This window comes from Myceligenerans indicum, assembly GCF_016742955.1.
Lineage (GTDB): Bacteria > Actinomycetota > Actinomycetes > Actinomycetales > Cellulomonadaceae > Myceligenerans > Myceligenerans indicum.
Map to the genome: position 1 here is coordinate 401,704 of NZ_JABBYC010000001.1, position 24,933 is coordinate 426,636.

The window sequence follows — 24,933 nt, forward strand, 5'->3', positions numbered from 1 at the left end:
GCCGGACCGCGCGGCCGGACCGCCCGGCCGGAGCGCTGCCGCTCGGACGGGACGACGGGGCGCGCCCCCCACGAAGCGACAACGGCCCCCGCCGCTCGGCGGGGGCCGCTGGCCGTGCGCGCAAACCCTGCGGGGTCTGCGGGGTCTGTGGGGTCAGTAGGCGCCCGCGTCCGACGACGCGCTCGGGGCAACGGCGCCGTCGAATCCGTCCAGCACCGTGCCCGTGCCGGACAGGCCCAGCCGCGTGGCTCCGGCGTCGACCATGCGCAGCGCCGCGTCCAGGTCGCGGATCCCGCCGGAGGCCTTGACGCCGAGGCGCCCGCCGACCGTCCTGGCCATGAGCGAGACCGCCTCCACCGAAGCCCCGCCCGTCGGGTGGAAGCCCGTGGAGGTCTTCACGTAGTCCGCCCCGGCGGCCTCCGCCGCCTCGCAGGCGGCGACGATCTGGTCCTCCGTCAGGGCGGCGGACTCGATGATCACCTTCAGCAGGTGGCCCTGCGGCACGGCGGCCCGCACGGCCGCGATGTCGGCCCGCACGTCGTCGAACAGTCCGGCGCGCGCGGCACCGACGTCGATCACCATGTCCACCTCGTCGGCGCCGTCGGACACCGAACGTGCCGCCTCGGCCGCCTTCACCTCGCTGACGTGCTTGCCGGACGGGAAGCCGCACACCGTGGCGACCTTCAGCCGCCCGGCGGCGACCTCACGGGCGTGCGCCACGAACGTCGGGGAGACGCACACCGAGAACACCCCGAGGCGGGCGCCCTCTTCCACCAGCGCGGTCACCTCATCGGCCGTCGCCTCCGGCTTGAGCAGGGTGTGGTCGACGATCGCGGCGAGCGCCGCACGGTCCAGGGTCATCGTTGCTCCGTTCCGCACCGCTCCGCGATCCCGGCCGGGCAGGTCGTACCCGGTCGGAACGCTCGGTCAGAGCAGTGCCCTCTCGATCTTCTGGAAGCCGGGGACGATGACCTGCTCGACCAGCGTGCGGCGCTCGTCGTGGTGCACGAACGTGCTCCAGGCGGCGGCCACGGTGACATCGAGAAGGTCGTCGAGAGTCCACCCGGCTTCGGTGTTCAGGAGCATCATCTCGCGTGTCATGGACGTGCGGGACATCAGGCGGTTGTCCGTGTTCAGCGTCACGGCGAAGTCGAGCTCCTTCAGGCGCGTGATCGGGTGGTTCGCGACGGACTCGGCGGCCCCGGTCTGGGTGTTGGACACGGGGCACACCTCCAGCGGGATCTGCTGGTCCCGCACCCAGTGGGCCACGGGGCCGAGCCGGGCCGTGTCGCGCGGTGCGCCGTGGCCGGGGAACGTGATGTCGTCGGCGATCCGTACCCCGTGCCCGAGCCGCAGCGCCTGGCCGGTGTGCAGCGCCTCGGCGACGGAGTCGACGCCGGCCGCCTCGCCCGCGTGGATGGTGACCGGCACCTGGTGGGAGGCGAGGTGCCGCCACACCTGGTCGTGGCGGCCCGGCGGGAACCCGTCCTCGGGCCCGGCGAGGTCGAAGCCGAGGACGCCGTCGCCCGCCCGAGCGATCGCGAGGTCGGCGACCTCCCTCCAGCGGTCCTCCTGCCGCATCGCGGTGAGGATCTGCCCGGCGCGGATGGTGTGGCCCTGCGCGGCGGCGTGGGCGACGCCGTCGTCGATCCCGGTCTGCACGGCTCCGACGGCCTGTGCCATCGTCAGCCCGCTCCTCAGGTGCTGCTCCGGTGCCCAGCGCAGCTCGGCGTGCACGACGCCGTCGGCCGCGAGGTCGATCACCGCCTCGCGGGCGACGCGCTCCAGGGCGTCGGCCGTCTGCATGACGGCGACGGTGTGGGTGAACGTCTCGAGGTAGCGGACCAGCGAGTGGGAGCTGGCCGCCGTCTCGAACCAGTCGGCGAGTGCGGCGGGCTCGTCGTGCGGCAGCTCGTGGCCGACGGCGTGGGCGAGCTCGCAGACGGTCTCGGGCCGCAGACCGCCGTCGAGGTGGTCGTGCAGCAAGACCTTGGGTAGCGCCCTGATCGTGTCGGCGCCGAGTTGTGTCATGGCGTCCAACCTACCTACCCGGCAGCCGGATCGTCGGGCGGCCGCCGGCACCCCGGGCACTCAGGAAAGGAGGTTAGGCTTACCTCGCCATGTCACAGATCGCCGAGATCCCCTCCGCCCCCAGACCCCGCGCGGGCCGCACGCCCGTCACCGCCACGGTCACCGCCGTGAGGCGGCTCACGCCCCACATGGTCCGCGTGACGCTGGGTGGTGACGCACTCCCGTCCGTCGATCCGGGACCGTTCACGGACCGCTACATCAAGGTGGTGCTCGGCCCGCCGCCCGCCGAGGGCGCGCGCCCGCTGGTGCGGACGTACACGATCCGCCGGGCCCGCCGCGAGAGCTGGGACGTGGACGTCGTCGAGCACGGTGAGGGGTACGGCGGCCCGTGGGCCGGCCGTGTGCGGCCCGGCGACGAGGTGTCCTTCCTCGGCCCCGGCGGCGGCTACGCCCCTTCCGCGGACGCGGCCTGGCACCTGCTGGTGGGCGACGAGTCCGCGCTGCCCGCCATCGCGGCGGCCTGCGAGGCCCTGCCGCCCTCCGCCCGGGCGCACGTCTTCGTCGAGGTCGCCGGACCGCAGGAGGAGCAGGAGCTCGTGTCCGAGGCCGATCTTCAGGTGACGTGGGTGCATCGCGGTGACGGCCCCGGGCTCGCCGGATCGGTGCGCGCCGCGCACGATTCGGGTGCGCTGCCCGGGGGCGTTCCCCACGCCTTCCTGCACGGTGAGGCGGGTTGCGTGCGCGAACTGCGCCGCTGGGCCCGTGCCGAGCTGGGCATCCCGCGCGAGCTGTTGTCGGCGTCGGGCTACTGGAAGAGGGGCCGGAACGACGAGGGCTGGCGCGAGGACAAGGCGGGCTGGCGTGCAGCCGTCGACCGGGACGACGCCGCACTGACCGGCTGACCACGCCCGATAGGGTCGCGGGATGACCCAGCGGCCCAGCATCCCCGGCCAACCCGTCCGAGTCCGGTACACGAAGTGGGACGGCCGTCGGCACTGGACGTTCGATGCCGTGTACCTCGGCACCGACGAGCACGGGGTCTGGATCGGGTACCCCGCCGGGACCCGCTTCGCGCGGCCCGGCCTCCGGTACCGCGCGAGTACCCGGGGCGTCGGGTTCTTCCCCGATGCCGGCTGGACGCCCGCGTTCTACCCCGGCGACCAGGAGCACCCCTTCAACACCCGGGTGTACACCGATCTCACGACGGTCCCGGTGTGGCGCAGCGTGCCCGCGGGCCGGGTCCGGCGGCGGGCCTGGGAGGTCACCATGGCCGACCTCGACCTGGACGTGATCGGCTTCCGTCCCGGCTACGACGACCCCCGGGGCCGAGGCCCGGCGTTCATCGACGACCAGGACGAGTTCGCCGAGCACCAGGTGCGGTACGGGTATCCCGCCGACCTGGTGGCACGTGTGGACGCGGACGCGAGAGCGCTCCTCTCCGCTGTGCTCGGGGGCGAGGCGCCGTTCGACGACGTCGTGCCCGAGCGGTGGTTCGCCGTGCTGGACAGGGTGCTCGGCGGGAAGGGCCTGCGCTGAGCTGCCGGTGCTCGGGTGAACTGCGAGGCCACCCGGGAGTGCAGCCCGTACGATGGGCCGCATGAAGATCGCCGTCGTGGGGACGGGCTACGTGGGCCTGTCGAACGCAGTCCTGATCGCCCAGAATCACGAGGTCTGGGCAGTCGACCTCGACGAGACCAAGGTTGCGCAGGTCAACGAGCGGCGCTCGCCGGTCGTGGACGCGGAGCTCGAGGAGTACCTGCGCGACCATGACCTGAACCTGACCGCGACGCTCGACGCGCACGCCGCCTACGAGGGCGCGGAGGTCGTCGTCGTGGCCACGCCCACGAACTACGACGAGGTCTCGAACTTCTTCGACACCTCGTCGGTGGAGTACGTTATCAAGGACGTGCTGGGCGTCGCCCCGGATGCGACGATCATCATCAAGTCGACCATCCCGGTGGGGTTCACCGAGCGCATGCGCTCCGAGCACCCGGACGCCGCGATCATCTTCTCCCCGGAGTTCCTGCGCGAGGGGCGGGCGTTGTACGACAACCTGCACCCGTCGCGCGTCGTGGTCGGAGACCGGTCCGAGCGTGGCAAGCGGTTCGCGGACCTGCTCCTGGAGGGCGCGGTCACCAAGGACGTCCCGGTGCTGCTGACCGAGGCGACGGAGGCCGAGGCGATCAAGTTGTTCGCCAACACCTACCTGGCGCTGCGCGTGGCGTACTTCAACGAGCTGGACAGCTACGCGGCCATCCACGGCCTCGACACCGCGCAGGTCATCGAGGGTGTGGGCCTGGACCCGCGGATCGGCTCGCACTACAACAACCCGTCCTTCGGCTACGGCGGGTACTGCCTGCCCAAGGACACCAAGCAGCTGCTGGCGAACTACTCCCAGGTCCCGCAGAACCTCATCCAGGCCGTGGTCGACGCGAACACGACGCGCAAGGACTTCGTCGCCGCCGATATCCTGCGCCGCGAGCCGAAGGTCGTGGGCGTGTACCGGCTCGTCATGAAGTCCGGCAGCGACAACTTCCGGGCCTCCGCGATCCAGGGCATCATGAAGCGGATCAAGGCCAAGGGCGTCGAGGTCGTGGTGTACGAGCCGACGCTGGACGGGGACGAGTTCTACCACTCCGAGGTCATCGAGGACCTCGAAGCGTTCAAGGCTCGCGCGGACGTCATCATCGCCAACCGCCGCACCGACGTCCTCGACGACGTCGCGGAGAAGGTCTACACGCGCGACATCTACGGCCGCGACTGAGCTCTCGGCCGGCATCGCCCACCGCACGCACCACCGAAGGAACATCGACACGTGAAGGTCCTGGTCACCGGCGGAGCCGGATTCATCGGAGCGAACTTCGTCCAGCAGACGGTCCGGGAGCGTGCGGGGGCGCACGTCACGGTCCTCGACGCGCTCACCTACGCGGGAGATCGTGGCTCGCTCGCCCCGGTCGCCGAGCGGGTGGAGCTGGTCGAGGGGTCGATCACCGATGCCGCCCTGGTGGACCGGCTCGTCAGCGAGTCCGACGTCGTCGTCCACTTCGCGGCCGAGTCGCACAACGACAACTCGCTCGATGACCCGTCCCCTTTCGTGCAGACCAACCTGGTGGGTACGTTCACGCTGCTGGAGGCGGTGCGGAAGCACGGCACCCGGTTCCACCACATCTCCACGGACGAGGTGTACGGGGACCTGGAGCTGGACGATCCGGCCAAGTTCACGCCCGAGACGCCGTACAACCCGTCCTCGCCCTACTCGTCCACGAAGGCGGGCTCCGACCTGCTCGTGCGCGCGTGGGTGCGGTCGTTCGGGGTCCCGGCCACGATCTCCAACTGCTCCAACAACTACGGGCCCTACCAGCACATCGAGAAGTTCATCCCGCGGCAGATCACCAACCTGATCGACGGCGTGCGCCCGCGCCTGTACGGCGCCGGCCTGAACGTGCGCGACTGGATCCACGTCGAGGACCACAACGCCGCGGTCTGGGCCATCATCGACAAGGGGCAGATCGGCGAGACCTACCTCATCGGGGCCGACGGCGAGAAGAACAACCTCGACGTCGTGCGGACCCTTCTGGAGCTCTTCGGCCGCGACGCCGACGACTTCGACCACGTCGCCGACCGTCCCGGCCACGACATGCGGTACGCGATCGACGCGACCCGTCTCCGGGACGAGCTCGGCTGGAGCCCTCGATACACCCGGTTCCACGACGGCCTGGCCGCGACGATCGACTGGTACCGCGCCAACGAGGCCTGGTGGCGGCCGGCGAAGGCGGCCGTGGAGGCGAAGTACGCCCGGACGGGTCAGTAGCGCACCGGAGCTTCCGGCGGTCGCCGCCCGCCGGGTACGACAGCGGCGTCGACGGGGTCACCTCCGTCGACGCCCCTGTCGTGTTCGCCGGTGTTGTCTCCTCGGCGGTACCCGTTCAACGGAGGGTCGTGAGGTACTTCTCCACGTCCTCCATGGCCGGGAGCAGACCCTGCTCCTCGGCCTGCGCGAGAGTGGGGGCCGCCTCGTCCTTCGCGGAGAACTGGTGGGTGAGGGGGCTGCCGTCGCGGGCCGTGGTGGGCCAGTCGATGCCGATCGCCGGGTCGAGCGGGTGGATCCCGTGCTCGCGCTCGGGCGCGTAGCCGGCGGAGCAGAAGTACATCACCGTCGAGTCGTCCTCCAGGGACAGGAACGCGTGCCCGAGGCCCTCCGACAGGTAGATGGCACGGCGGTCGACGTCGTCGAGCAGCACGCTGTCCCACTGGCCGAACGTGAGCGAGCCGGTACGGATGTCGACGACGACGTCGAGCACGGCGCCGCGCAGGCACTGCACGTACTTGGCCTGGCTGGGTGGGACGTCGGCGAAGTGGATGCCGCGCAGTACCCCGGCGGCGGAGACGGAGCAGTTGGCCTGCTGCAGGTCGAACGCGTGCCCGGCCGCCTCGGCGAACGGACCGGCCTTGAACGCCTCCAGGAAGAGTCCCCGGGCGTCGCCGAACTGCCTCGGGGTGATCTCGAACGCGCCGGGCACGGACAGTTCGCGGTACTGCATGAGGACTCCTCGGAGCAGGGAAGACCCCACGTTGCGGAGGTGGGGACGGGGCGTCGGACCCTAGGATCATACGTATGGAACCAAGAGGTGGCGTGCGGGAGCGGTGGCTGGTGGTCGGAGCCGCCGGGATGCTCGGACAGGACATGGTGGACGTTGCCCGGGGCGCCGGCCACGACGTCGTGGCGGCGGGGCGAGGCACCGGGCTCGACATCCTCGACCCGGTCGCCACCACCCGGGCGGTGCAGGGGTACGACGTCGTGGTGAACTGCGCCGCCTGGACCGCCGTGGACGACGCGGAGGCGCACGAGCCGGAGGCGTTTGCCGTCAACGCGGTCGGAGCGGCCCACCTGGCGCGCGCCTGCGCGAGCCAGGGCGCCCGGCTCGTCCATGTGTCCACCGACTACGTGTTCGACGGGTCCGCGACCGCACCGTACGCGGAGGACGCGCCCGTCGTGCCCCGATCCGCCTACGGACGGACCAAGGCTGCGGGGGAGTGGGCCGTCCGGGCCGAGGCACCCGGCTCGCTGATCGTGCGCACGGCCTGGCTGTACGGAGCGGGCGGTCCCTGCTTCCCGAGGACGATCGCGAGGCTCGCCGCCGAGAGGGACCGGCTGGACGTCGTGGACGACCAGGTGGGGCAGCCCACCTGGACCCGCGATCTGGCCGGCCTGATCGTGCGGCTCGTCGCCGCGGACGTGCCGGCGGGCATCTACCACGGCACCTCCGCGGGCGAGGTGTCGTGGTACGGCTTCGCGGAGCGGGTGGTGGCAGCGACGGGGAACCAAGTGAAGCTGGAGCCCACGACGAGCGACGTCTTCCCGCGCCCGGCGCCCCGCCCGGCGTACTCGGTCCTTTCCCACGCGGCCGTGGCCGCGGCGGGAGTCACCCCGATCGGCGACTGGTCGCAGCGGTGGTCGGAAGCCGCCGCGGAGACGCTCGGGCCGGTCTCGCCCTGACGATGCCCTTCTCGCCCTTCGCCGTCCGCTAGGGTGCTATATGTCATTAATTAGGGAAATATGTCGTATATCTCTGGTAAATTCTACACAGGTGCCTGCCGACGCGTGAACCGGTGCAGCCCCCGAACGCATCTCGATATCTGCGTCTGATCGTGTGCACCGTTCTGGTCACGCGGGGATCCTCGGCGACGAAAGATGCCATTGCCGTGTGGTGGTCCCGCGGAATCAGGAGGAGATGTCCTAGGGTCATAGGCGCGTGGTCGGCGATCAGGAGCATTTTCCCGCATCGGGTGACAATGCGGTTGGCAAGGTGTCGCACGGTCGATGCGGGGTCGGCGACGAGAGGGACGCAGAAGTCGCAGTCGAGCACTCGGAGCGGACCGGACATGAAATATCACCCCATGAACGCTGACGATGCCACCTATATACGGTTTATCCTACTGTCATGAGCTTGGTGCGGCAAGAGGAGACCACACTGTCTCACGACCGAATTGTGGCTGAGAAGACGCGATTGTCTTATGAATCGTTCGCCCAGGAGTATGCATTATCGATTCCGCGTCAGGTCACCGGCGGAATGAAGGAATGGCTTGACCGGTTCGTGGCCGGTGTTCCGCTCACCGGGGCGATCTTCGAGGTCGGGTCCGGAACGGGGCGGGACGCCACGTATCTCGAGTCCATGGGATATCGGGTCCAGCGGTCGGAGATCGCCGCCCCCTTCCTCAGGAGCTTCCAGGAGCAGGGCATCGGCGCCCTGCGGTTCGACGTGCTCACCGACGATTTCCCCGGACGGCAACAGGCGGTGTTCGCCAATTCGGTCTTCTGCCACATGACCAATCGGCAACTGCGCACCGCGCTCGAGAACGTCCACGAGGCCCTGGACCACGGAGGGCGTCTCGGGTTCAACACCAAGGCCGCGCCGGTGCCGTGGAACAGCATGGTTCAGAACGAGCGGTTGCCCGGGGAGCGCTATTTCTCCCGTTGGCCGCCGGGCAAGCTGCGCGCCGAGGTGGAACGAGCCGGCTTCACGGTGCTCTGGTGCTCCGAGAGACCTGCCATCCTCCGTCCGACGCCCTGGGTCAACCTGGTGGTGCGCAAGCGGTGACGGGGGCGCCGGCTCACTTCTCCACGAGGCTCAGCAGGTAGGTCCCGTAGCCCGATTTCGTGAGCTTCTCAGCCCGGACGCGCAGCTCGTCGTCCGTCAGGAACCCACGACGCCAGGCAACTTCCTCCGGGGAGCCGATCTTGAGGCCCTGGCGCCGCTCGATCGTGCGGACGAAGTCCGACGCCTCGAGCAGGGAGTCGAACGTTCCGGTGTCGAGCCAGGCGGTGCCCCGGGGCAGCACCTCGACCTGGAGCCTGTCCTGCTCCAGGTAGTGGCGGTTGACGTCCGTGATCTCGTACTCGCCGCGGGGCGAGGGGGAGAGCCCCTTGGCGATCGCCACCACGTCGTTGTCGTAGAAGTACAGGCCTGGGACGGCGTAGCTGGACCGCGGCCGCTCGGGCTTCTCCTCGAGCGAGAGCGCGCGCCCGGCGTCGTCGAACTCGACGACGCCGTACGCCGTCGGGTCCGCGACACGGTAGGCGAACACCGCACCACCGTCGATGTCGGAGAACCGGGTCAGCTGGGAGCCGAGCCTCGGGCCGTAGAAGATGTTGTCGCCCAGGACGAGCGCCACGGACTCGGTACCGATGAATTCCTCCCCTAGCACGAACGCCTGGGCAAGACCGTTCGGCGACGCCTGGACGCAGTACTCCAGGTTGATGCCGAACTGCGAGCCGTCGCCGAGCAGGCGCCGGAACTGATCGGCGTCATGCGGCGTGGTGATGACCAGGATGTCCTTGATCCCCGCGAGGATCAGGGTGGACAGGGGGTAGTAGATCATCGGCTTGTCGTAGACCGGGACCAGCTGCTTGCTGAGTCCGAGCGTGATCGGGTGCAACCGGGTTCCGGACCCGCCAGCCAGGATGATTCCGCGCATGGTTCCCGATCCTTCCATGACGGGCCGGGCACGCAACCACGTGCCGTGGTGCGTCGGGTCGGCGCCGGCCCACGAGCTCAGAGCCCGAGCGCCGACGCCAGCTCCTTCTTCAGCCGCTCCAGCCGCTCCTGTGCCGCGACCCGGTGCCGCCCCAGGTCCTCGCCGGTGGCGTCGCCGGCCACGGAGCTCACGACCTCCAGGTAGCACTTCACCTTGGGCTCGGTCCCGCTGGGCCGGACGATCACGCGAGTGCCGTCGTCGGCCGTCAGCACGATGCCGTCCGTGGGCGGCAGCCCGTCCACCCCCTCCGACAGGTCGACGACACCGGTCACGGGTGCGCCGTCGAGCGTGTCCGGGGGAGCCGCACGCAGACGGCCCATCGCCTCCGGGATGCGGGCGAGATCCGTGAACCGGGCCGCGAGCTGACCGGTGCTGTACAGGCCGCACGCCCGGGCGATGTCGTCCAGCGCGTCCAGGAGCGTGCGCCCGGACTCCTTGAGCCGCTCGGCGAGCAGTGCCACGCGCAGGGCCGCGGACAGGCCGTCCTTGTCCCGCACGGCGTCCGGGTCCACGCAGTACCCGAGCGCCTCCTCGTAGCCGAACACCAGGTCCGGGGTGCGTGCGATCCACTTGAACCCGGTCAGCGTGGTGGCGTGCCGCAGACCGTGGCGCTCGGCGATCCGCCCCAGCAGCCGCGACGACACGATCGAGCATGCCAGCGTGCCCGACGCCGTGCCCCGGGCGACGTCCCAGCCGAGCAGTGCGCCGACCTGGTCGCCGGTGAGCATCCGCCAGCCGTGCGACCGCGCGGTCTCGGCCCCCTGATAGGTGCCCCAGTCGGCGTCGTACACGGCCACGGCGCAGCGGTCGGCGTCAGGATCGTTCGCGATGACGATGTCGGCCCTCACGTCCGACGCGATCGACATGGCGAGGTCGAGGGCGCCCTTCTCCTCCGGGTTCGGGAAGCGCACGGTGGGGAAGTCGGGGTCCGGGTCGAACTGCTCCTCGACGGGAACCACGTCGGTGAATCCCGCGTCCGCGAGCACGCGCTCCAGGGTCCTGCCGCCCACCCCGTGCAGCGAGGTGGTCACGATCCGCAGAGGAGCCGGACCGGTGTCCTCCTGAGTGATGGCCACGGCCGTCCGGGCGCCCGACACCGGCGTCGCCCGCGGGGCGTGAGCATCGCGGATGTGCAGCTCGGGGTCGCGCAGGGAGGCGACCCGCCGGAGGTACTCCTCGTGGAGGTCGTTGCCGAGCACCTTCCAGCCGCTGTCGGCACGCGGCACGGCGGACGCCCCGCCCGGTCCCTTGGCGATGCGCGAGATCTCCGCGGCGATCCGTGCGTCGTACGGTGGCACGATCTGCGCGCCCTGGCCCGAATCGGTGACCGCGCGCCCGCCGAGATAGACCTTGTACCCGTTGTCCGCGGCCGGGTTGTGGCTGGCGGTGACCATCACACCGGCGTCGGCGTCGAGACGGCGGACCGCGAACGCGAGCACGGGCGTGGGCAGGGGAGCGGGCAGCAGCGAGACGTCGGCGCCCGCCGCGGTCAGCACGGCGGCAGTGTCCCGGGCGAAATCCGCCGACCGGTGCCGTGCGTCGTAGCCGACGACCACACGCGGTGTGCCCGGGACCGCGGACGCGAGGTATGCCCCCAGCCCGGCCGCCGCCGTGATCACCACGGCCCGGTTCATGCGGTGCGGGCCCGCGGCCATCGCACCGCGCAGCCCGGCGGTGCCGAACTCGAGCAGCCCGGAGAAGCGGTCGCGCAGCTCGGCCAGCGCCACCTCGCGCAGGTGCGGGTCGGCGGCCTTGGCGAGCAGGTCCCGCAGGTCGGCGCGGTCGGCGTCGTCCACGTCGTCGGCGATCCACGTCTCGGCGTCGCTCAGTACGGCCTCGTCATCCACAAGCGTCATCTCTTCATCCCCTCGTCGCGTCAGGGTCAGATCTTGGCGACGATGCGGGCGAGCAGGTCGCTGATCCGCGGGCCGGCCTGCTTGCCCGCCTCCAGGACCTCTTCGTGGGACAGCGGCTCCGGGCTGATGCCGGCCGCCAGGTTCGTGACCAGGGAGATCCCCAGGACGTCCATGCGGCAGTGCCGGGCCGCCACGGCCTCCAGGGCCGTGGACATGCCCACGAGGTCCGCCCCGAGCAGGTGGGCCATCTTGACCTCGGCGGGGGTCTCGTACTGCGGGCCGTGGAACTGGGCGTAGACGCCCTCGGGGAGCTCCGGGTCCACGCTGCGGGCGAGCTCGCGCAGGCCTGGCGTGTAGACGTCGGTCATGTCGGCGAAGGCCGCACCCTCGAGCGGGGTCCTGGCCGTGAGGTTCAGATGATCCTTGATGAGCACGGGCTGCCCGGGCCGCCAGCCGATGTGCGTGCTCCCGCAGCCGTTGGTGAGGATCAGCGTCTCCGCGCCCGCCGCGGCCGCGGTGCGCACCCCGTGCACCACGCGGCGCACGCCCATGCCCTCGTACAGGTGCGTCCGCGAGCCCAGGACCAGTGCGTGCCGCACCGACCCGTCGGGGCGCTCCACGCGGATCGAGCGGGTGGTGGAGCGGTGGCCCTCGACGGCCGGCTTGAGGAAGCCCGGGATCTCGGCGGTGGGCATCTCCGCGACGACGTCGCCGATCAGCTCGGCGGCGCCGCCCCATCCGGACCCGAGCACCAGCGCGATGTCGTGGCCGGCGACGCCGGACTTGGCGGCGATGTGCTCGGCCGCGGCGGAGGCTACGTCGAACGGGTCGGTGGTGGGATCGTCGAGGTCCGGGGTGGTGCTCATGATCCGAGATTAACGGGCGGTGACATCCGAGGCCACCGCCGGTCGGAGGTATCCGTCACCGATGCCCGCCGACGAGGCATCTCTGTCAGACTGGCGGACGTGACCGAATCGCTGAAGCCTCCGCCCGGACTGCACCGCCATGACGGGGACGCCTGGGTCGAGTGCGGCGATCACCAGCACTGGGGCCTCTTCGGGGCGGCAGGGCTGCTTCTCGTCAGGCGCGGGACGGACGGTGCTCCCGCGCAGCTGGTGCTCCAGCACCGGGCTCCGTGGTCTCACATGGGCGGCACCTGGGGCATCCCGGGAGGTGCGCTCGCACCCGGAGAGAGCGCGGGCGACGGCGCGCTCCGTGAGGCCATGGAGGAGGCCGCCGTCGATCCGGGCAGCGTGGAGGTGGTCGGCACCCACGTCCTGAGGCATCCCCGCTGGAGCTACACGACGGTGGTCGCCGAGGTCCGTGCCGGTGCCGACGTCGTTCCACGGGCCGCGGACGCGGAGAGCCTCGCCGTCCGCTGGGTGGGGCTCGGCGAGCTCGACGACCTCGACCTGCTGCCGCCGTTCGCCGCCGCGCTTCCGGAGCTCCTGCGCCTCCTGCCCCCGTCCGCGCCGGCGGGATAGGGTCGCTCCGTGCACATCCGCATCACACCCGCCGAGGTCCTGGGCCTGGTCAAGGTCGCAGGCCAGCCCGTTCCACCCATGATCAGCTCCGTGAGCGGCGACGGTGAGGTGATCCGTGTCGTCGCCGACCTGCGCCGCCTGGACGCGCTGCCCGGCCCGCTCAAGCTGGCGGTCCGTATCGCTCCGATCGTGCGGGCCGACGTGCGGGTGGTCGGGTTCGCCTCCGGCGTCGCCACGCTGGAGGTCGAGGCGAACGCGGCCGGGCTCCCGGCGCACAAGCTGCTGTCCCTGGCCGCTGCGCCCATCGAGCAGGCGCTCGCCAAGCAGGACCTGCCGCCCGGCGTCGTCGACATCCAGCACGACGCCCGGATCGCGGTCGACGTCGAGACCCTCCTGGAGGCCAAGCTTCCCGGGCTCACCGTGACGAATCTGCACCTGGCCGACGGCGAGATCGTGCTGGACGGCTCGGTAGGCTGAACCCGTGACCATCCCAGCCTCATCAGCACGCGAGCCTGTCCACGTCGTCGTCGTGGGGGGTGGTCCGGGAGGCTACGAGGCGGCGCTGGTCGCCGGCAGCCTGGGCGCGCGTGTCACCGTCGTCGAGCGGCAGGGGCTGGGTGGGGCCGCGGTACTGACCGACGTCGTCCCCTCCAAGACGCTCATCGCCACCGCGGAGTGGATGACGATCGCGGAACGAGCCCCGGAGCTCGGTATCCGGCTGACGGACGACGCCGCCAAGCGCGACCTGAGCGTCGACCTGCAGGCCGTCAACAAGCGGGTGCTGGAGCTCGCGGAGGCGCAGAGCGCCGACATCCGCGGCCGGCTCGTGCGTGAGGGAATCGAGGTCGTGAACGGCACGGGACGGCTCGACGGCCCCACGCGCGTCGTCGTCGACCCCGCCGACGGCGGCGAGGCGCGGGTGCTGGAGGCGGACACGGTGCTGCTGGCCGTCGGCGCCACGCCACGCGTCCTGCCCACCGCGGTCCCCGACGGTGAGCGGATCCTCAACTGGACCCAGATGTACAACCTGGACGAGCTGCCCGAGAAGCTCATCGTGGTGGGCTCCGGCGTCACGGGCGCGGAGTTCGCGGGCGCGTACAACGCGCTCGGCGCGGACGTCGTGCTCGTCTCCTCGCGCGACCGCGTGCTGCCGGGTGAGGACGAGGACGCGGCCGAACTGCTGGAGGGCGTGTTCCGCTCGCGCGGCATGACGGTCCTGAGCCGCACGCGTGCCGAGGCGGCGGAGCGGACGGACGACGGCGTCGCCGTGACGTTGTCGGACGGCCGCGTGGTGCACGGCTCCCACGTGCTCATCGCGGTCGGCGGCGTGCCGAACACCGCGGACCTGGGGCTGGAGGAGGCCGGGGTCGTCCTGAGCGGGAGCGGCCACATCGAGGTGGACAAGGTGTCGCGCACCTCGGTGCGCGGCGTGTACGCCGCGGGTGACTGCACCGGGGTGCTTCCCCTGGCGTCCGTCGCGGCGATGCAGGGCCGGATCGCGATGCAGCACGCCCTGGGCGACGCCGTGGCCCCGCTGCGGCTGGGCACGGTCGCCTCCAACATCTTCACCGCCCCGGAGATCGCCACGGTGGGGTACAGCGAGGAGGCCCTGAAGAAGCAGGGGTCGCGCTTCATCACGACGACACTCCCGCTGGCCCGCAACCCGCGCGCCAAGATGCTCGGCGTCCGCGACGGCTTCGTGAAGCTGTTCGCCCACCCGGAGGCCGGGGTCGTGCTGGGCGGGGTGGTCGTCTCCCCGCGCGCGGGCGAGCACATCTTCCCGATCACGCTCGCCGTCCAGCACCGGCTCACCGTGGACGACGTCGCCGCGTCGTTCACGGTCTACCCGTCCCTGAGCGGCACGACGGCGGAGGCGGCGCGGGTCCTGGACGCCCGCGTCCAGGAGCGCTGAGGACCAGACGCCCGGACCTGACGGGCCCGGTGCGCGGGACCTGGCCTCCCGTTCTCCGGGGCCACCATGCCTTCTGGCCGCGTATGCCGGCCCGCGTACGACGATGCCGGGGCGGAACGCCACCGGGATGACGTTCCGCCCCGGCATCGTCGTGGTGCCGAGGGGCTGCCTGCCGTCAGGCCGGGGTGCCCTCGACGATGATCTTGCCGTCCGACAGGCGCACGCCCGTGACGTCCTTGACGCGGCCCGACAGGACCGTGGCGAGGTTGACCGAGAACGTGCCGGCTCCCAGCGCGACGACGTCGGTGGGCAGGCCCTTGTCCTGGAGCAGGCCCTTGACGACCGGCTGCGCCAGACCGAGCAGCTTGCTGACGGGGAGGCCGGCGGCGTCCGCCTTGAGGTCGAACGTGGCGACACCATCGGTGACGTCCTTGACCTGGGCGGACGCATTCAGCGTCGGGACCACCTTGGCGGCTGCCTTGACGGCGGTGGGGGCGTTGACGAGACGGCGCAGGTCGGCGTGCGCGGACACCGTTCCGTCCTCGACCGACACGCCGCTGACGAACGACGGCAGGCCGGAGCCGGGACGGACAAGGGCGATGGCCTCTTCGGGCGTGAGGGTGAGTGCTTCAGTCACGGGCAAACCCTAGCGGACCGGACAGGGTGCGAAGAACCAGATCAGGCCGGTATTTCGCGCCCTGCCCGCCGCGGTGGTCTCAGTCGGCGATCTCGCAGATCGCCGCGCCCGCGGTGACGCCGGCCCCCGGCTCCGCCACCAAGGCCGTCACGACTCCCGAACGGTGCGCGACCAGCGGCTGCTCCATCTTCATGGCCTCCAGCACGACCACGAGATCACCCTCCGCCACCTGATCGCCCTCGGTCACGGCCACCTTCACGATCGTGCCCTGCATCGGGGAGGAGAGCGTGTTGCCCGTCGCCGCGGACCTCGCGCCGGAGGAACGCCGGCCCGGTCGCCGCGCGGCGTTGGCGGAACGTGCCTTGCCCGCGGCCACGCCGAGGCCGACCGGGAGCACCACCTCGAGGCGGCGTCCGCCGACCTCCACGACGACCCGCTCGGCGAGTTCCTCCGGCTGGGCCTCCGGCGCCGGAACCGTGGCGGGAGCGGAGCCGAGACCCTTGACCGTCTCCGCGAACTCCGTCTCGATCCAGCGGGTGTGCACGGCGAACGCGTGACCTGCCGACTCGCCGTCCCCGGAGAGTTCCGGGACGAAGGCCGGCGCCTCCAGCACCGCACGGTGGAACGGGACGACCGTGGGGATGCCCTCGATCCGCAGCTCGCGCAGGGCACGGCGGGCACGCTCCACCGCCTGGGTGCGCGTGGCGCCGGTGACGACGAGCTTCGCGACCATCGAGTCGAAGTTGCCGGACACCGCGTCGCCCTCGACGACACCCGTGTCGACGCGCACTCCCGGGCCGGACGGCCAGACGATCTTGTCCAGCTTGCCGGGCGCCGGCATGAAGCCCGCGGCCGGGTCTTCACCGTTGATGCGGAACTCGAAGGAGTGCCCGCGCACCTCGGGGGAACCGTAGCCGAGCTTCTCGCCGGCGGCGATGCGGAACTGCTCCCGGACCAGGTCGATGCCGGTGACCTCCTCGGTCACCGGGTGCTCCACCTGAAGGCGGGTGTTGACCTCGAGGAAGGAGATGGTGCCGTCGACCCCCACGAGGAACTCACAGGTGCCGGCACCGACGTAGCCGGCCTCGCGGAGGATCGCCTCGGAGGCCTCGTAGAGGGCCGTCGTCTGCGCGGACGTGAGGAACGGCGCGGGCGCCTCCTCGACCAGCTTCTGGTGCCGGCGCTGCAACGAGCAGTCGCGCGTCGAGACCACCACGACGTTGCCGTGCGCGTCCGCGAGGCACTGCGTCTCCACGTGCCGCGGCTTGTCCAGGTAGCGCTCCACGAAGCACTCCCCGCGGCCGAAGGCGGCGGTCGCCTCGCGGACGGCCGAGTCGAACAGCTCGTCGATCTCTTCGTGCGTGCGGGCGACCTTCAGGCCACGCCCGCCGCCGCCGAAGGCCGCCTTGATGGCGATGGGCAGACCGTGCTCCTCGGCGAAGGCGCGCACCTCGGAGGCGTCGGCCACCGGATCCGGAGTTCCCGGGACCAGGGGAGCGCCGGCACGCTGCGCGATGTGGCGCGCGCTCACCTTGTCGCCCAGCGACTCGATGGCCGACGGCGGCGGGCCGATCCAGACCACGCCGGCGTCCATCACCGCCTGGGCGAACTCGGCGTTCTCCGACAGGAACCCGTAGCCGGGGTGGACGGCGTCGGCCCCGGAGCGCAGGACGACGTCGATCAGCTTGGCGATGTCGAGGTAGGTCTCGGCGGCGGTGGAGCCGCCGAGCGCGAACGCCTCGTCGGCGACGTGGACGTGCATCGCGTCCCGGTCCGGGTCCGCGTAGACGGCGACGGACGCGATCCCGGCGTCTGCGCACGCGCGGGCGACGCGGACGGCGATCTCACCGCGGTTGGCGATGAGCACCTTGGAGATGCTGGCGCTGGGCAAACGTGAACTGGGCACGGCTCACCGTAACGCGAGAGAGCGTCGCGGCACGTGTGGAAACTTCGCCAACGAGCCTGGAGTGCGTTTGGAGGAATCCACCATGGGTGGCGGGGCGACCGGCACCGGTAGCCCCGGGATTGCGCGGGTTCTGACAAGCCGGAGCCTACCGGTGTCGACAGGTTCCCCGCGGCGGGCTTCGTGCCATGGCTCGCTCGGAGGAGGCTGCCGGGCGGGGCTCTCAGCGGCGCATCGCGCCGGGGAGCAGGCGGAGCTGGGCGCGGCGCTCGGCGGCGAAGGTGCGCCGCGGCCCGCGGTGCCAGGTGCGGTCCAGGAGGCGCTTCGCACCCCGGACGGCTTCCGGCCGCCGCCCGGCGATGCCGGCGGCGAGCGTCCGTGCCTCCTCCAGCGGGTCGTTCGCGGCCATGCCGGCCAGTCCGTACGCGACGGCCTCGGTGCCGGAGAACTCCTCGGCGGTGAGGGTCAGCCGCTTGGCGGTCTCCAGCCCGGTGAGCTCGGAGAGCGCCTGGATGCCTGACATGTCCGGGACCAGGCCGCGAGCGACCTCCATCACGCACCAGCGGGCGTCGGGGGTGGTGATCCGCAGGTCGGCGCCGAGAGCGAGCTGCAGGGCCCCGCCGAGGACGTGCCCGTGGACGGCCGCGATCACCGGGACGGGCAGCCGGCGCCACGCCCAGCAGGCCTCCTGGAAGCGGTTGGTGCCGCGCCAGGTGGGCACGAACGCGCGCGCGATCCCGGCGGGGTTGCGCGCCGCGGCGGCCAGGTCGAGCCCCGCGCCGAAGGAACGGCCCTCGCCGGCCAGGATCACGGCCCGCAGCCCCGGCTCGCGGCGCAGGCGCCGCGCGGTCGCGGCCAGGTCGCGGAGCATGTCGAGCGTCAGCGCGTTCAGCTTGGCGGGTCGATCGAGGCGGACGTGCGCGACGGCGTCGTCGTCCACGGTGCAGGCGATGTGCGACATGCACGAAGCCTAGGAGGTGACGCGGGTAGCCTGGCGCACGTGCTCCGACTCGTGCTCGCCTCCCGGTCCCCCGCCCGCCTCGCGACGCTGCGTTCGGCCGGGGTGGAGCCGGTGGTGATGGTCTCGGGCGTGGACGAGGACGCGGTGCTCGCCGAGGCCCGGGAGCGCGCCGTCCTGCTCGGTCCCGACGACGCCGTCCTGCTCCTGGCCCAGGCGAAGGCGGAGGACGTCGCGCGTCGCGTCGGCGGCGCCGGTGAGGGGGCGGGCGGGATCGTCGTCGGCTGTGACTCCATGCTGGAGATCGCGGGCGAGGCGGTGGGCAAGCCCGCCGGGCCGGAGGCCGCCCGCGAGCGCTGGCGTGCGATGCGCGGTGGCAAGGGCGTCCTGCACTCCGGTCACTGGCTCGTCGACCTGCGCGACGCGGACGCCGGGGGGACCGGGGCCACGGTCGGCGCGACCAGTTCCACCACCGTCTGGTTCGGCGAGATGGACGACGACGAGATCGACGCCTACGTCGCCACCGGCGAGCCGCTGCAGGTGGCGGGTGCGTTCACGATCGACGGGCTGGGCGGGCCCTACATCGACCGGGTCGAGGGTGACCACCACGGGGTGGTGGGGATCAGTCTTCCGCTGCTGCGGGGCCTGCTGCACGAGATCGGGGTTCCCTGGCACGCGCTGCGCACCCCGGGATCAGCCTGAGGGCCCGGCCCGAGAGGTTCCGGTCGAGAGGTTCCCGCCGCGACGTTCCGGCCGGGCTCCCGCTCCCGCGGCCGGGCGGCGGATCAGCCGGTGTAGGCGCGCTGGAGGCGGACCGGGGCCAGGGGGCCGATCCCCGGGACGTCCCGTTCCGGCTGCTTGGTCAGGGCGTACTGGGACGACGAGGCCGCGAGCATGTCCGCGGTGGCCCTGTCCACGAGCACGGTGGACGGTTCGGCCTGGTCGGTCAGCCGGGACGCCAGGTTCACCGACGGGCCGAACACGTCGCCGAAGCGGGACAGCACGCGCCCCCACACGAACCCGACGCGCACCGGGATCTCGGGCTCGTCCGGCTTCGCCGTGCCGAGCGACTCGCCCGTCGCCTCCGCGAGGTTGAGGGCGACGCGCGCCCCGGTCTCGGCGTCGTCGGCGACGAAGAGGATGGCGTCGCCGATGGTCTTGACGACGCGGCCGCCGCAGTTCGTGATGATGTCGCGGGCGCCGGCCTCGAAGCGCTGCACGAAGTCGGCCAGCTCCGCCGACTCCAGCCCGGCCGTCCGCTTCGTGAAGGAGACGACGTCGGCGAACCCCACGGCGCGGGGGAGCGGGAGCTGGTGGGCGTCATGGTCCGCCTCGTCGCGGGCGCCGGCGAACTCGATCGCCATCCGGCCCGTCAGTGCGGCGAGCTGGCGCCGCCAGGCGTGCTCGAGCTGGCGTCCCAGGACGCCGGCGAGGTCGGGCAGCCGGTCCAGCGCGAGCAGCCGGGCGGACGTCTCGTCCAGGTCGTAGCGCCGCGCGAGGTGCTCCACAAGCGCCTCCACCTGCCACAGCGCGAGACGTTCGGTGGTGTGCCCCATCGCGCGGACGAACGCCATCCGTGCCCGGGCGTCCATCTCCTGTTCCTCGAAGACCTCGTCGATCTCCCGCAGCGCGGTGACGTCGGACGCCGTGAACCAGGGGTCGGTCGGGTGGGTGACGGGCAGCCCCAGCCAGCGCCAGAAGTCCTCGATCCGCTTCCGGTCCAGCCCGGTGCGTTCGACGATCTCCGGGAACGTGTACCGGCGCGGGCCGCCCAGGATCTCCTCGTCGAGTCGCGTCGCCGTGTCCGACCCGAGCGCGTGGGAGTCGCCGTGCTCGGGCGCGGCCGGGGTGGCGGCGTCGGAGCGGTCGTCCGCGGCTTCCCGCTCGGGCGGGGATGCCTGTCGGGCGCCGCCGTCGGGGTCGGGCTCGTTCTGGTCGCTGTGGCGAAGCACGACGCAAGCCTATGCGTGCCGCCTGGGAGACCGCCAAGGTGCCCATGCCGGGACAGGGCCGGTGCCTACGGGGCCGGTGCCCACGGGGGCCTGACCCACGAGGGGTGTGTGCCGGGGCCGGTGCCTACCGCAGGTGGTGGACGTCCCCGGCCGAGACGGTCCGCTCGTGGCCGGCGTCGGTGCGGATCACCAGCGCGCCCGTGGCGTCGAGCCGCAGGGCCTCGCCCTCGACGGCGCCCGCGCCTCCCGCCAGCTGTGCGCGGACGCGGGTGCCGAGTGTCGCGGAGACCGCGGCGCACTCGTCGGCCAGCCCCGACGCCACCGGGTCGCCGTCCGCCTGTTCCCACCGTTCGACGGCGTCCGCGACCTCTCCCAGGAGTGCGGTCAGGAGCGCGGTCCTGTCGAGGTCCGGGTGCCCTGCCAGCGCCAGCGAGGAGGCGGTCTCCACGGGCAGCTCATCCTGTGTCTGGGAGACGTTGAGCCCGATACCGAGCACGACCGCCGCATCGGTGCCGGCCGTCCCCTCCGGCACGACCTCGGCCAGGATCCCCGCGACCTTGCGGTAGCCGCCGAGCCCTGCAACGGGGGTCGTGGCCCTGACCAGGACGTCGTTCGGCCACTTCACGGCGAGCTGGACGGGATCGCCGCCGTGCCGGGACAGGGTGCGGGCGACGGCGCGGACCACGGCGGTGCCCGCGATGAGGGGAAGCCAGCCGAGCCGCTCCGGCGGGACCGCCGGGCGCAGCAGCACGGAGACCGTCAGGGAGGCCCGTGGCGGGGTGGCCCAGGAGCGGCCGACGCGCCCGCGGCCCGCGGTCTGGTGCTCGGCGACGAGTGCGGACGGCGCCGGCCACGCATCGGGCTCGGCCCGCACGGCGGCGACGAGCTCGCTGTTGGTCGACTCCGACTCCTCGACCACGGTGACCCGATGGAAGCCGGGGCCGTCCAGCTCTGATGGACGAAGCGGTGCGCGCATGGCTCCATCTTGCCCCGCGGGAGGGTGTCCCTGCCGCTCGCCTGTAGGAATCGCACAAGGCTCGCCGCCCGCACGCTGACGACGTTGCCATCGAGTTGGCCGAATGTTCCAACTAGGCTCGCGGTGTGAACGACGCCACGACCACCGCTCCCGCGGGTACCCAGGCCAAGCTTGACGACCTCGAGGCTCGCCGCGCGGCCGCCGTCACCGATCCGGAGGTGACCGCGCAGGCCAAGCAGCACAAACGCGGCAAGAAGACGGCGCGCGAGCGCATCACCGAACTGCTGGACGAGGACAGCTTCGTCGAGCTCGATGCCCTGGCGACGCACCGCAGCCGCAACTTCGGCCTGGACCGGAAGCGGATCCCCGGCGACGGCGTCGTGACCGGGTACGGCACGATCGACGGCCGCCAGGTGTGTGTCTACGCGCAGGACTTCACCGTGTTCGGCGGCAGCCTCGGCGAGGTGCACGGCGAGAAGATCACCAAGGTGCAGGACCTGGCGCTGCGCACCGGCGTGCCGATCATCGGGATCAGCGACGGCGGCGGCGCGCGCATCCAGGAGGGCGTGGCGGCCCTGACGCAGTTCGCCGAGATGTTCCGTCGCAACGTGGCGGCCTCGGGCGTGGTGCCCCAGATCTCCCTGATCCTCGGGCCGAGTGCGGGCGGCGCCGTCTACTCCCCGGCGCTGACCGACTTCATCGTCATGGCGGACGGCACGTCCAACATGTTCATCACCGGGCCGGACGTGATCCGCTCGGTGACCGGCGAGGACGTCGACTTCGAGACGCTGGGCGGGGCGCGGACGCACAACGCGACGTCGGGCGTCGCGCACTACATGGCCCACGACGAGGACGACGCGCTCGACTACGTGCGCCACCTGCTGGGCTACCTGCCGCAGAACAACCTGGGCGACGCCCCGGCGTTCCCGGCCGACGACACCCCGCTCGAGGTCACCGCCGACGACGAGGCGCTGGACCGGCTCATCCCCGACTCGGACAACCAGCCCTACGACATGCGCGACGCCGTCGAGGCGGTGCTGGACCCGGAGTCGTTCCTGGAGGTCCAGCCGATGTTCGCGGCCAACGTGCTCACGGGCTTCGGCCATGTGGAGGGCCAGGCGGTGGGCGTCATCGCGAACCAGCCGCTGTCCATGGCGGGCACGCTCGACATCGACGCGGCGGAGAAGGCCGCGAGGTTCGTGCGCACCTGCGACGCTTTCAACGTGCCCGTGCTGACGTTCGTCGACGTGCCCGGCTTCCTGCCGGGCGTGGGCCAGGAGCACCAGGGCATCATCCGCCGCGGCGCGAAGCTGATCTACGCCTACGCCGAGGCGACCGTCCCGCTGATCACGGTCATCACCCGCAAGGCCTACGGCGGCGCCTACATCGTCATGGGCTCCAAGCAGCTCGGCGCGGACGTCAACCTGGCCTGGCCCACCGCCCAGGTGGCCGTGATGGGCGCGGGCGGGGCGGTCAACATCCTGCAGCGCGGCGCGCTGAAGAAGGTCGCCGACGACGGGGGCGACGTCGAGGCCGAGCGTGCGCGGCTGACCGCGGAGTACGAGGAGACCATCGTGAACCCGTGGGACGCCGCCGAGCGCGGGTACGTCGACGCCGTGATCCGGCCGTCGGAGACTCGGGTCCAGGTGGTCCGGGCGCTGCGCGCGCTGCGCACCAAGCGCGCCAGCCTGCCGCCGAAGAAGCACGGCAACATCCCGTTGTGAGGCGCCTCGCCACGCAGACCGCGACGAGGGCGGTGAACGGCCGCTGACGGGGGCACCCAGGCGAGCGCACTACGCTTGGCCTCTCACGGCCCCGTCCCCGGCCGGCCCCACCGGAGGAACCCCATGAGCCATGAGGACGCCACGCACGGCCCGGCACCGCTGGGTGGCGTGGATCCCGAACCGCTGCACCGCGCGGTGGACACGCTCGCAGCGACCCTGCACGACTACGTCCGGACCGCTGTCGGCGTGCGCGCGGAGTTCGGCGCCGCCGAGGCCGACGAGGACCCGCGCGTGCACGTGCTCGAGGAACAGGTCGGGCAACGCAACGCCGACCTCTTCGACGCCCTGCACGGTGCCCTGGGCATGCACCCTGACCTGACGACCTCGATCTGGGAGCCCGGCGCGGGCGCTCCCCACGACGAGGACCAGCCCGTCGTGCAGCGGGCCGAGTCGTTCTACCTGAGCTTCCTCGTTGCCGCGCGCGGCAACGACGCCTCCCTGGACGGCGTGCTCAGCCTGATCGACGGGGCCGGCGAGGACGTGGCGGAACGCCTGTCCGACGGCGGCTACGAGGTCCTGGAGTGGATCTCGTCGCGCGGCGCGCCGGCCGGGTTCGACGACGGATCCCTCGGTGAGGACCCGTACGAGGAGGCCGACGACGACGATCCCGGCCAGGACGACGACTTCAGGGAGGACGGACGATGAGTTCGCAACCGCAGGTACGGGTCGTACGAGGCCGGCCGGACGACGTCGAGGTCGCCGCGCTCGTGGCGGGGCTCGCGGCCGTGACGGCCGCCGTCGAGCCGGACGACGCCGCCCCCATCGACGAGTGGACCAACCGGTCGCGCACGCTACGAGGCACCGGCGCCGCCACCGCGCAGAACTTCGGCGGCCGGTCGGGCCGCCACAACGCCGACGCCTGGCGCTGGAGCCTGCGCTCGTGAGGGCACGGGCGCGTGTCGTCGGCGCACTCGTCGAGTCACCCCTGCAACTGCTGTGCACCATCGAGGCACACGCCGCAGGTCTCGGCGGGGACACCACCCGGGTGCACGTGCGCGACGACGTCCCCACGCTCGCCCAGGCACGTGACGCGCTCGCCCGCGCGACGCTGCCGCCCGGCCTCACGATGGACGTGCGCCCGGTCCGGCACGCCATGTGGTCCCTGGACCGGCACCGGATCGTCGGGGAGGCGTTCTCCGGACTCGTGCAGACCGCGCTCCTGACCCGGCCGGTGTCGTCGATCACCCTGGTCGACGACGGGCTCGCCGCCCTCGACCTCGACCGCATCCTCACCTCGCCCTCGGCAGGGTTCGTGCGTTCCGGCGTGCCCGCGGGCGCCGCGCGCCGTGCGCTCGGCCGTGCGACGGCCGAGCGCCTGCGCGCCCTCGCCCGACGCGGCGGCCTGACACTGTTCACCGCACTCGGGCTGGGCGGCGACGCGCTCGGCCGGCTGGCGGAGGCCGGGGTGCGCGTGGAGCAGAACGACTTCGGCTGGTTCACCTCCCAGCCGCTGGAGGCAGCACCCGCCGAGCCCACCGTCGTCGTGGGGTCGGGCCTGGTGGGCGCCGGCTTCGTGGACGCCGACAGCTACCTCTCCTGGGTGCTGTCCCTGGCCGCGGAGGGGCCGCTGCTGTACGTGCCCTACCGGCGCGAGGAGCCGCTCGTCCAGAGGGTCCTGCGGACCACGCCCGGGGTGACCATCGCCGACCCGGGCTCGGTGCTGGAACTGCGGCTGTCCGGTATGCGCGAAGGGCAGCGGGTGTTCAGCCTGCCGACGACGTCGACCGTGCTGCTCACCTCCATCCTCGGCCGACGCGGGGTGGACGTCGAGGTCAAGGCGGTGCCCGACAGCTGGTGGGCACCGAGCGTCCCCGAGCAGGTTCGCAAGGACGCCACACAGCTGGTCGACCTCTCCGCGGCCGCGCGGGAGGCCGTACGGCAGCCGGAGGCCCGGGGCGCCTGAA

General features: G+C 72.1%; 25 protein-coding genes. 14 read left to right on the plus strand and 11 right to left on the minus strand.

What is annotated here, in order from left to right; translation table 11 throughout:
* Positions 1 to 153: 153 nt before the first annotated feature.
* Positions 154 to 861, minus strand: a complete 708-nt coding sequence (gene deoC, locus HGK34_RS01700; RefSeq protein WP_201844801.1) for a deoxyribose-phosphate aldolase — start codon at positions 859 to 861, stop codon at positions 154 to 156.
* A 66-nt stretch (positions 862 to 927) separates the two neighbouring features.
* Complete coding sequence (locus HGK34_RS01705; protein ID WP_201844802.1) at positions 928 to 2,031, minus strand: adenosine deaminase; 1,104 nt, start codon at positions 2,029 to 2,031, stop codon at positions 928 to 930.
* A gap of 89 nt (positions 2,032 to 2,120) precedes the next feature.
* Between HGK34_RS01705 and HGK34_RS01710 the strand changes: the two genes are divergently transcribed.
* From HGK34_RS01710 to rfbB, 4 genes are all read left to right on the plus strand, one after another.
* On the plus strand, positions 2,121 to 2,933 hold the full coding sequence (locus HGK34_RS01710) for a siderophore-interacting protein (protein ID WP_201844803.1): 813 nt from the start codon (positions 2,121 to 2,123) through the stop codon (positions 2,931 to 2,933).
* Positions 2,934 to 2,955: 22 nt separating this feature from the next.
* Complete coding sequence (locus tag HGK34_RS01715; RefSeq protein ID WP_201844804.1) at positions 2,956 to 3,567, plus strand: DUF402 domain-containing protein; 612 nt, start codon at positions 2,956 to 2,958, stop codon at positions 3,565 to 3,567.
* Positions 3,568 to 3,628: 61 nt separating this feature from the next.
* A complete protein-coding gene (locus HGK34_RS01720; RefSeq protein ID WP_201844805.1) occupies positions 3,629 to 4,795 on the plus strand; it encodes a nucleotide sugar dehydrogenase in 1,167 nt (388 codons plus the stop codon).
* Positions 4,796 to 4,846: 51 nt separating this feature from the next.
* Positions 4,847 to 5,842 (plus strand): dTDP-glucose 4,6-dehydratase, encoded by a 996-nt coding sequence (rfbB, locus tag HGK34_RS01725; protein WP_201844806.1) that lies wholly within the window; start codon positions 4,847 to 4,849, stop codon positions 5,840 to 5,842.
* Between the two features lie 115 nt (positions 5,843 to 5,957).
* Here the strand turns inward: rfbB and HGK34_RS01730 are convergent, their stop codons facing one another.
* Positions 5,958 to 6,572 carry a dTDP-4-dehydrorhamnose 3,5-epimerase family protein gene (locus tag HGK34_RS01730; protein ID WP_201844807.1) on the minus strand — a complete coding sequence of 205 codons (615 nt, stop codon included), beginning with the start codon at positions 6,570 to 6,572 and terminating at the stop codon, positions 5,958 to 5,960.
* 74 nt (positions 6,573 to 6,646) lie between these two features.
* Here HGK34_RS01730 and rfbD point away from each other — a divergent pair, with 74 nt between their 5' ends.
* Complete coding sequence (gene rfbD / locus HGK34_RS01735) at positions 6,647 to 7,528, plus strand: dTDP-4-dehydrorhamnose reductase (RefSeq protein ID WP_201844808.1); 882 nt, start codon at positions 6,647 to 6,649, stop codon at positions 7,526 to 7,528.
* 445 nt (positions 7,529 to 7,973) lie between these two features.
* Positions 7,974 to 8,630 (plus strand): methyltransferase domain-containing protein, encoded by a 657-nt coding sequence (locus HGK34_RS01740; RefSeq protein ID WP_201844809.1) that lies wholly within the window; start codon positions 7,974 to 7,976, stop codon positions 8,628 to 8,630.
* Between the two features lie 13 nt (positions 8,631 to 8,643).
* Here the strand turns inward: HGK34_RS01740 and rfbA are convergent, their stop codons facing one another.
* From rfbA to HGK34_RS01755, 3 genes are all read right to left on the minus strand, one after another.
* Entirely contained in the window at positions 8,644 to 9,507 is an 864-nt protein-coding gene (rfbA, locus tag HGK34_RS01745) for a glucose-1-phosphate thymidylyltransferase RfbA (protein ID WP_201844810.1), read from the minus strand.
* 77 nt (positions 9,508 to 9,584) lie between these two features.
* Entirely contained in the window at positions 9,585 to 11,423 is a 1,839-nt protein-coding gene (locus tag HGK34_RS01750) for a phospho-sugar mutase (RefSeq protein WP_201844811.1), read from the minus strand.
* A 26-nt stretch (positions 11,424 to 11,449) separates the two neighbouring features.
* The gene (locus HGK34_RS01755; RefSeq protein ID WP_201844812.1) at positions 11,450 to 12,289 is read right to left on the minus strand and encodes a purine-nucleoside phosphorylase; all 840 of its coding nucleotides are present in this window, start codon (positions 12,287 to 12,289) and stop codon (positions 11,450 to 11,452) included.
* A gap of 99 nt (positions 12,290 to 12,388) precedes the next feature.
* Here HGK34_RS01755 and HGK34_RS01760 point away from each other — a divergent pair, with 99 nt between their 5' ends.
* Genes HGK34_RS01760 through HGK34_RS01770 form a run of 3 tightly spaced genes read left to right on the plus strand, consistent with a single transcriptional unit; the run spans position 12,389 to position 14,819 of the window.
* A complete protein-coding gene (locus HGK34_RS01760) occupies positions 12,389 to 12,907 on the plus strand; it encodes an NUDIX domain-containing protein (protein WP_307815653.1) in 519 nt (172 codons plus the stop codon).
* Between the two features lie 9 nt (positions 12,908 to 12,916).
* A complete protein-coding gene (locus HGK34_RS01765; protein ID WP_307815655.1) occupies positions 12,917 to 13,384 on the plus strand; it encodes a hypothetical protein in 468 nt (155 codons plus the stop codon).
* Between the two features lie 4 nt (positions 13,385 to 13,388).
* On the plus strand, positions 13,389 to 14,819 hold the full coding sequence (locus tag HGK34_RS01770; RefSeq protein ID WP_307815656.1) for an NAD(P)H-quinone dehydrogenase: 1,431 nt from the start codon (positions 13,389 to 13,391) through the stop codon (positions 14,817 to 14,819).
* A 175-nt stretch (positions 14,820 to 14,994) separates the two neighbouring features.
* Here the strand turns inward: HGK34_RS01770 and HGK34_RS01775 are convergent, their stop codons facing one another.
* The 3 genes from HGK34_RS01775 to HGK34_RS01785 form a co-directional block, all read right to left on the minus strand.
* Complete coding sequence (locus HGK34_RS01775; protein WP_201844813.1) at positions 14,995 to 15,456, minus strand: hypothetical protein; 462 nt, start codon at positions 15,454 to 15,456, stop codon at positions 14,995 to 14,997.
* 79 nt (positions 15,457 to 15,535) lie between these two features.
* Positions 15,536 to 17,362 carry an ATP-binding protein gene (locus HGK34_RS01780; RefSeq protein WP_307815658.1) on the minus strand — a complete coding sequence of 609 codons (1,827 nt, stop codon included), beginning with the start codon at positions 17,360 to 17,362 and terminating at the stop codon, positions 15,536 to 15,538.
* Positions 17,363 to 17,582: 220 nt separating this feature from the next.
* Complete coding sequence (locus HGK34_RS01785) at positions 17,583 to 18,320, minus strand: crotonase/enoyl-CoA hydratase family protein (protein WP_201844814.1); 738 nt, start codon at positions 18,318 to 18,320, stop codon at positions 17,583 to 17,585.
* 39 nt (positions 18,321 to 18,359) lie between these two features.
* Here HGK34_RS01785 and HGK34_RS01790 point away from each other — a divergent pair, with 39 nt between their 5' ends.
* On the plus strand, positions 18,360 to 19,019 hold the full coding sequence (locus HGK34_RS01790) for a Maf family protein (RefSeq protein WP_201844815.1): 660 nt from the start codon (positions 18,360 to 18,362) through the stop codon (positions 19,017 to 19,019).
* An 83-nt stretch (positions 19,020 to 19,102) separates the two neighbouring features.
* Here HGK34_RS01790 and HGK34_RS01795 read toward each other — a convergent pair whose 3' ends face one another.
* Both HGK34_RS01795 and HGK34_RS01800 read right to left on the minus strand, forming a co-directional pair.
* Entirely contained in the window at positions 19,103 to 20,269 is a 1,167-nt protein-coding gene (locus tag HGK34_RS01795) for an adenylate/guanylate cyclase domain-containing protein (protein ID WP_201844816.1), read from the minus strand.
* A 124-nt stretch (positions 20,270 to 20,393) separates the two neighbouring features.
* The gene (locus HGK34_RS01800) at positions 20,394 to 21,245 is read right to left on the minus strand and encodes a biotin--[acetyl-CoA-carboxylase] ligase (RefSeq protein WP_201844817.1); all 852 of its coding nucleotides are present in this window, start codon (positions 21,243 to 21,245) and stop codon (positions 20,394 to 20,396) included.
* Positions 21,246 to 21,370: 125 nt separating this feature from the next.
* Between HGK34_RS01800 and HGK34_RS01805 the strand changes: the two genes are divergently transcribed.
* The 4 genes from HGK34_RS01805 (at position 21,371) to HGK34_RS01820 (ending at position 24,932) form a co-directional block, all read left to right on the plus strand.
* Complete coding sequence (locus tag HGK34_RS01805) at positions 21,371 to 22,969, plus strand: acyl-CoA carboxylase subunit beta (protein ID WP_201844818.1); 1,599 nt, start codon at positions 21,371 to 21,373, stop codon at positions 22,967 to 22,969.
* Positions 22,970 to 23,092: 123 nt separating this feature from the next.
* Positions 23,093 to 23,674, plus strand: a complete 582-nt coding sequence (locus tag HGK34_RS01810) for a hypothetical protein (RefSeq protein WP_244666268.1) — start codon at positions 23,093 to 23,095, stop codon at positions 23,672 to 23,674.
* Positions 23,671 to 23,913: an acyl-CoA carboxylase epsilon subunit gene (locus HGK34_RS01815; RefSeq protein ID WP_201844819.1), complete on the plus strand. Its 243-nt coding sequence runs from the start codon at positions 23,671 to 23,673 to the stop codon at positions 23,911 to 23,913. Before HGK34_RS01810 ends, HGK34_RS01815 begins: the two co-directional genes overlap by 4 nt.
* Positions 23,910 to 24,932, plus strand: coding sequence for a hypothetical protein (locus tag HGK34_RS01820; RefSeq protein WP_201844820.1), 1,023 nt, complete (start codon positions 23,910 to 23,912; stop codon positions 24,930 to 24,932). Before HGK34_RS01815 ends, HGK34_RS01820 begins: the two co-directional genes overlap by 4 nt.
* Position 24,933 lies beyond the last annotated feature (1 nt).

Bases quoted from the DNA above. Each gene is read 5' to 3' on its own strand.
- HGK34_RS01750 (WP_201844811.1), bottom strand. From the start codon at position 11,423: ATGACGCTTGTGGATGACGAGGCCGTACTGAGCGACGCCGAGACGTGG.
- HGK34_RS01755 (WP_201844812.1), bottom strand. From the start codon at position 12,289: ATGAGCACCACCCCGGACCTCGACGATCCCACCACCGACCCGTTCGAC.
- HGK34_RS01720 (WP_201844805.1), top strand. From the start codon at position 3,629: ATGAAGATCGCCGTCGTGGGGACGGGCTACGTGGGCCTGTCGAACGCA.
- HGK34_RS01705 (WP_201844802.1), bottom strand. From the start codon at position 2,031: ATGACACAACTCGGCGCCGACACGATCAGGGCGCTACCCAAGGTCTTG.
- HGK34_RS01785 (WP_201844814.1), bottom strand. From the start codon at position 18,320: ATGTCGCACATCGCCTGCACCGTGGACGACGACGCCGTCGCGCACGTC.
- HGK34_RS01800 (WP_201844817.1), bottom strand. From the start codon at position 21,245: ATGCGCGCACCGCTTCGTCCATCAGAGCTGGACGGCCCCGGCTTCCAT.
- HGK34_RS01815 (WP_201844819.1), top strand. From the start codon at position 23,671: ATGAGTTCGCAACCGCAGGTACGGGTCGTACGAGGCCGGCCGGACGAC.
- HGK34_RS01810 (WP_244666268.1), top strand. From the start codon at position 23,093: ATGAGCCATGAGGACGCCACGCACGGCCCGGCACCGCTGGGTGGCGTG.
- HGK34_RS01730 (WP_201844807.1), bottom strand. From the start codon at position 6,572: ATGCAGTACCGCGAACTGTCCGTGCCCGGCGCGTTCGAGATCACCCCG.
- deoC (WP_201844801.1), bottom strand. From the start codon at position 861: ATGACCCTGGACCGTGCGGCGCTCGCCGCGATCGTCGACCACACCCTG.
- rfbA (WP_201844810.1), bottom strand. From the start codon at position 9,507: ATGCGCGGAATCATCCTGGCTGGCGGGTCCGGAACCCGGTTGCACCCG.
- rfbD (WP_201844808.1), top strand. From the start codon at position 6,647: ATGGAACCAAGAGGTGGCGTGCGGGAGCGGTGGCTGGTGGTCGGAGCC.
- HGK34_RS01715 (WP_201844804.1), top strand. From the start codon at position 2,956: ATGACCCAGCGGCCCAGCATCCCCGGCCAACCCGTCCGAGTCCGGTAC.
- HGK34_RS01710 (WP_201844803.1), top strand. From the start codon at position 2,121: ATGTCACAGATCGCCGAGATCCCCTCCGCCCCCAGACCCCGCGCGGGC.
- HGK34_RS01740 (WP_201844809.1), top strand. From the start codon at position 7,974: ATGAGCTTGGTGCGGCAAGAGGAGACCACACTGTCTCACGACCGAATT.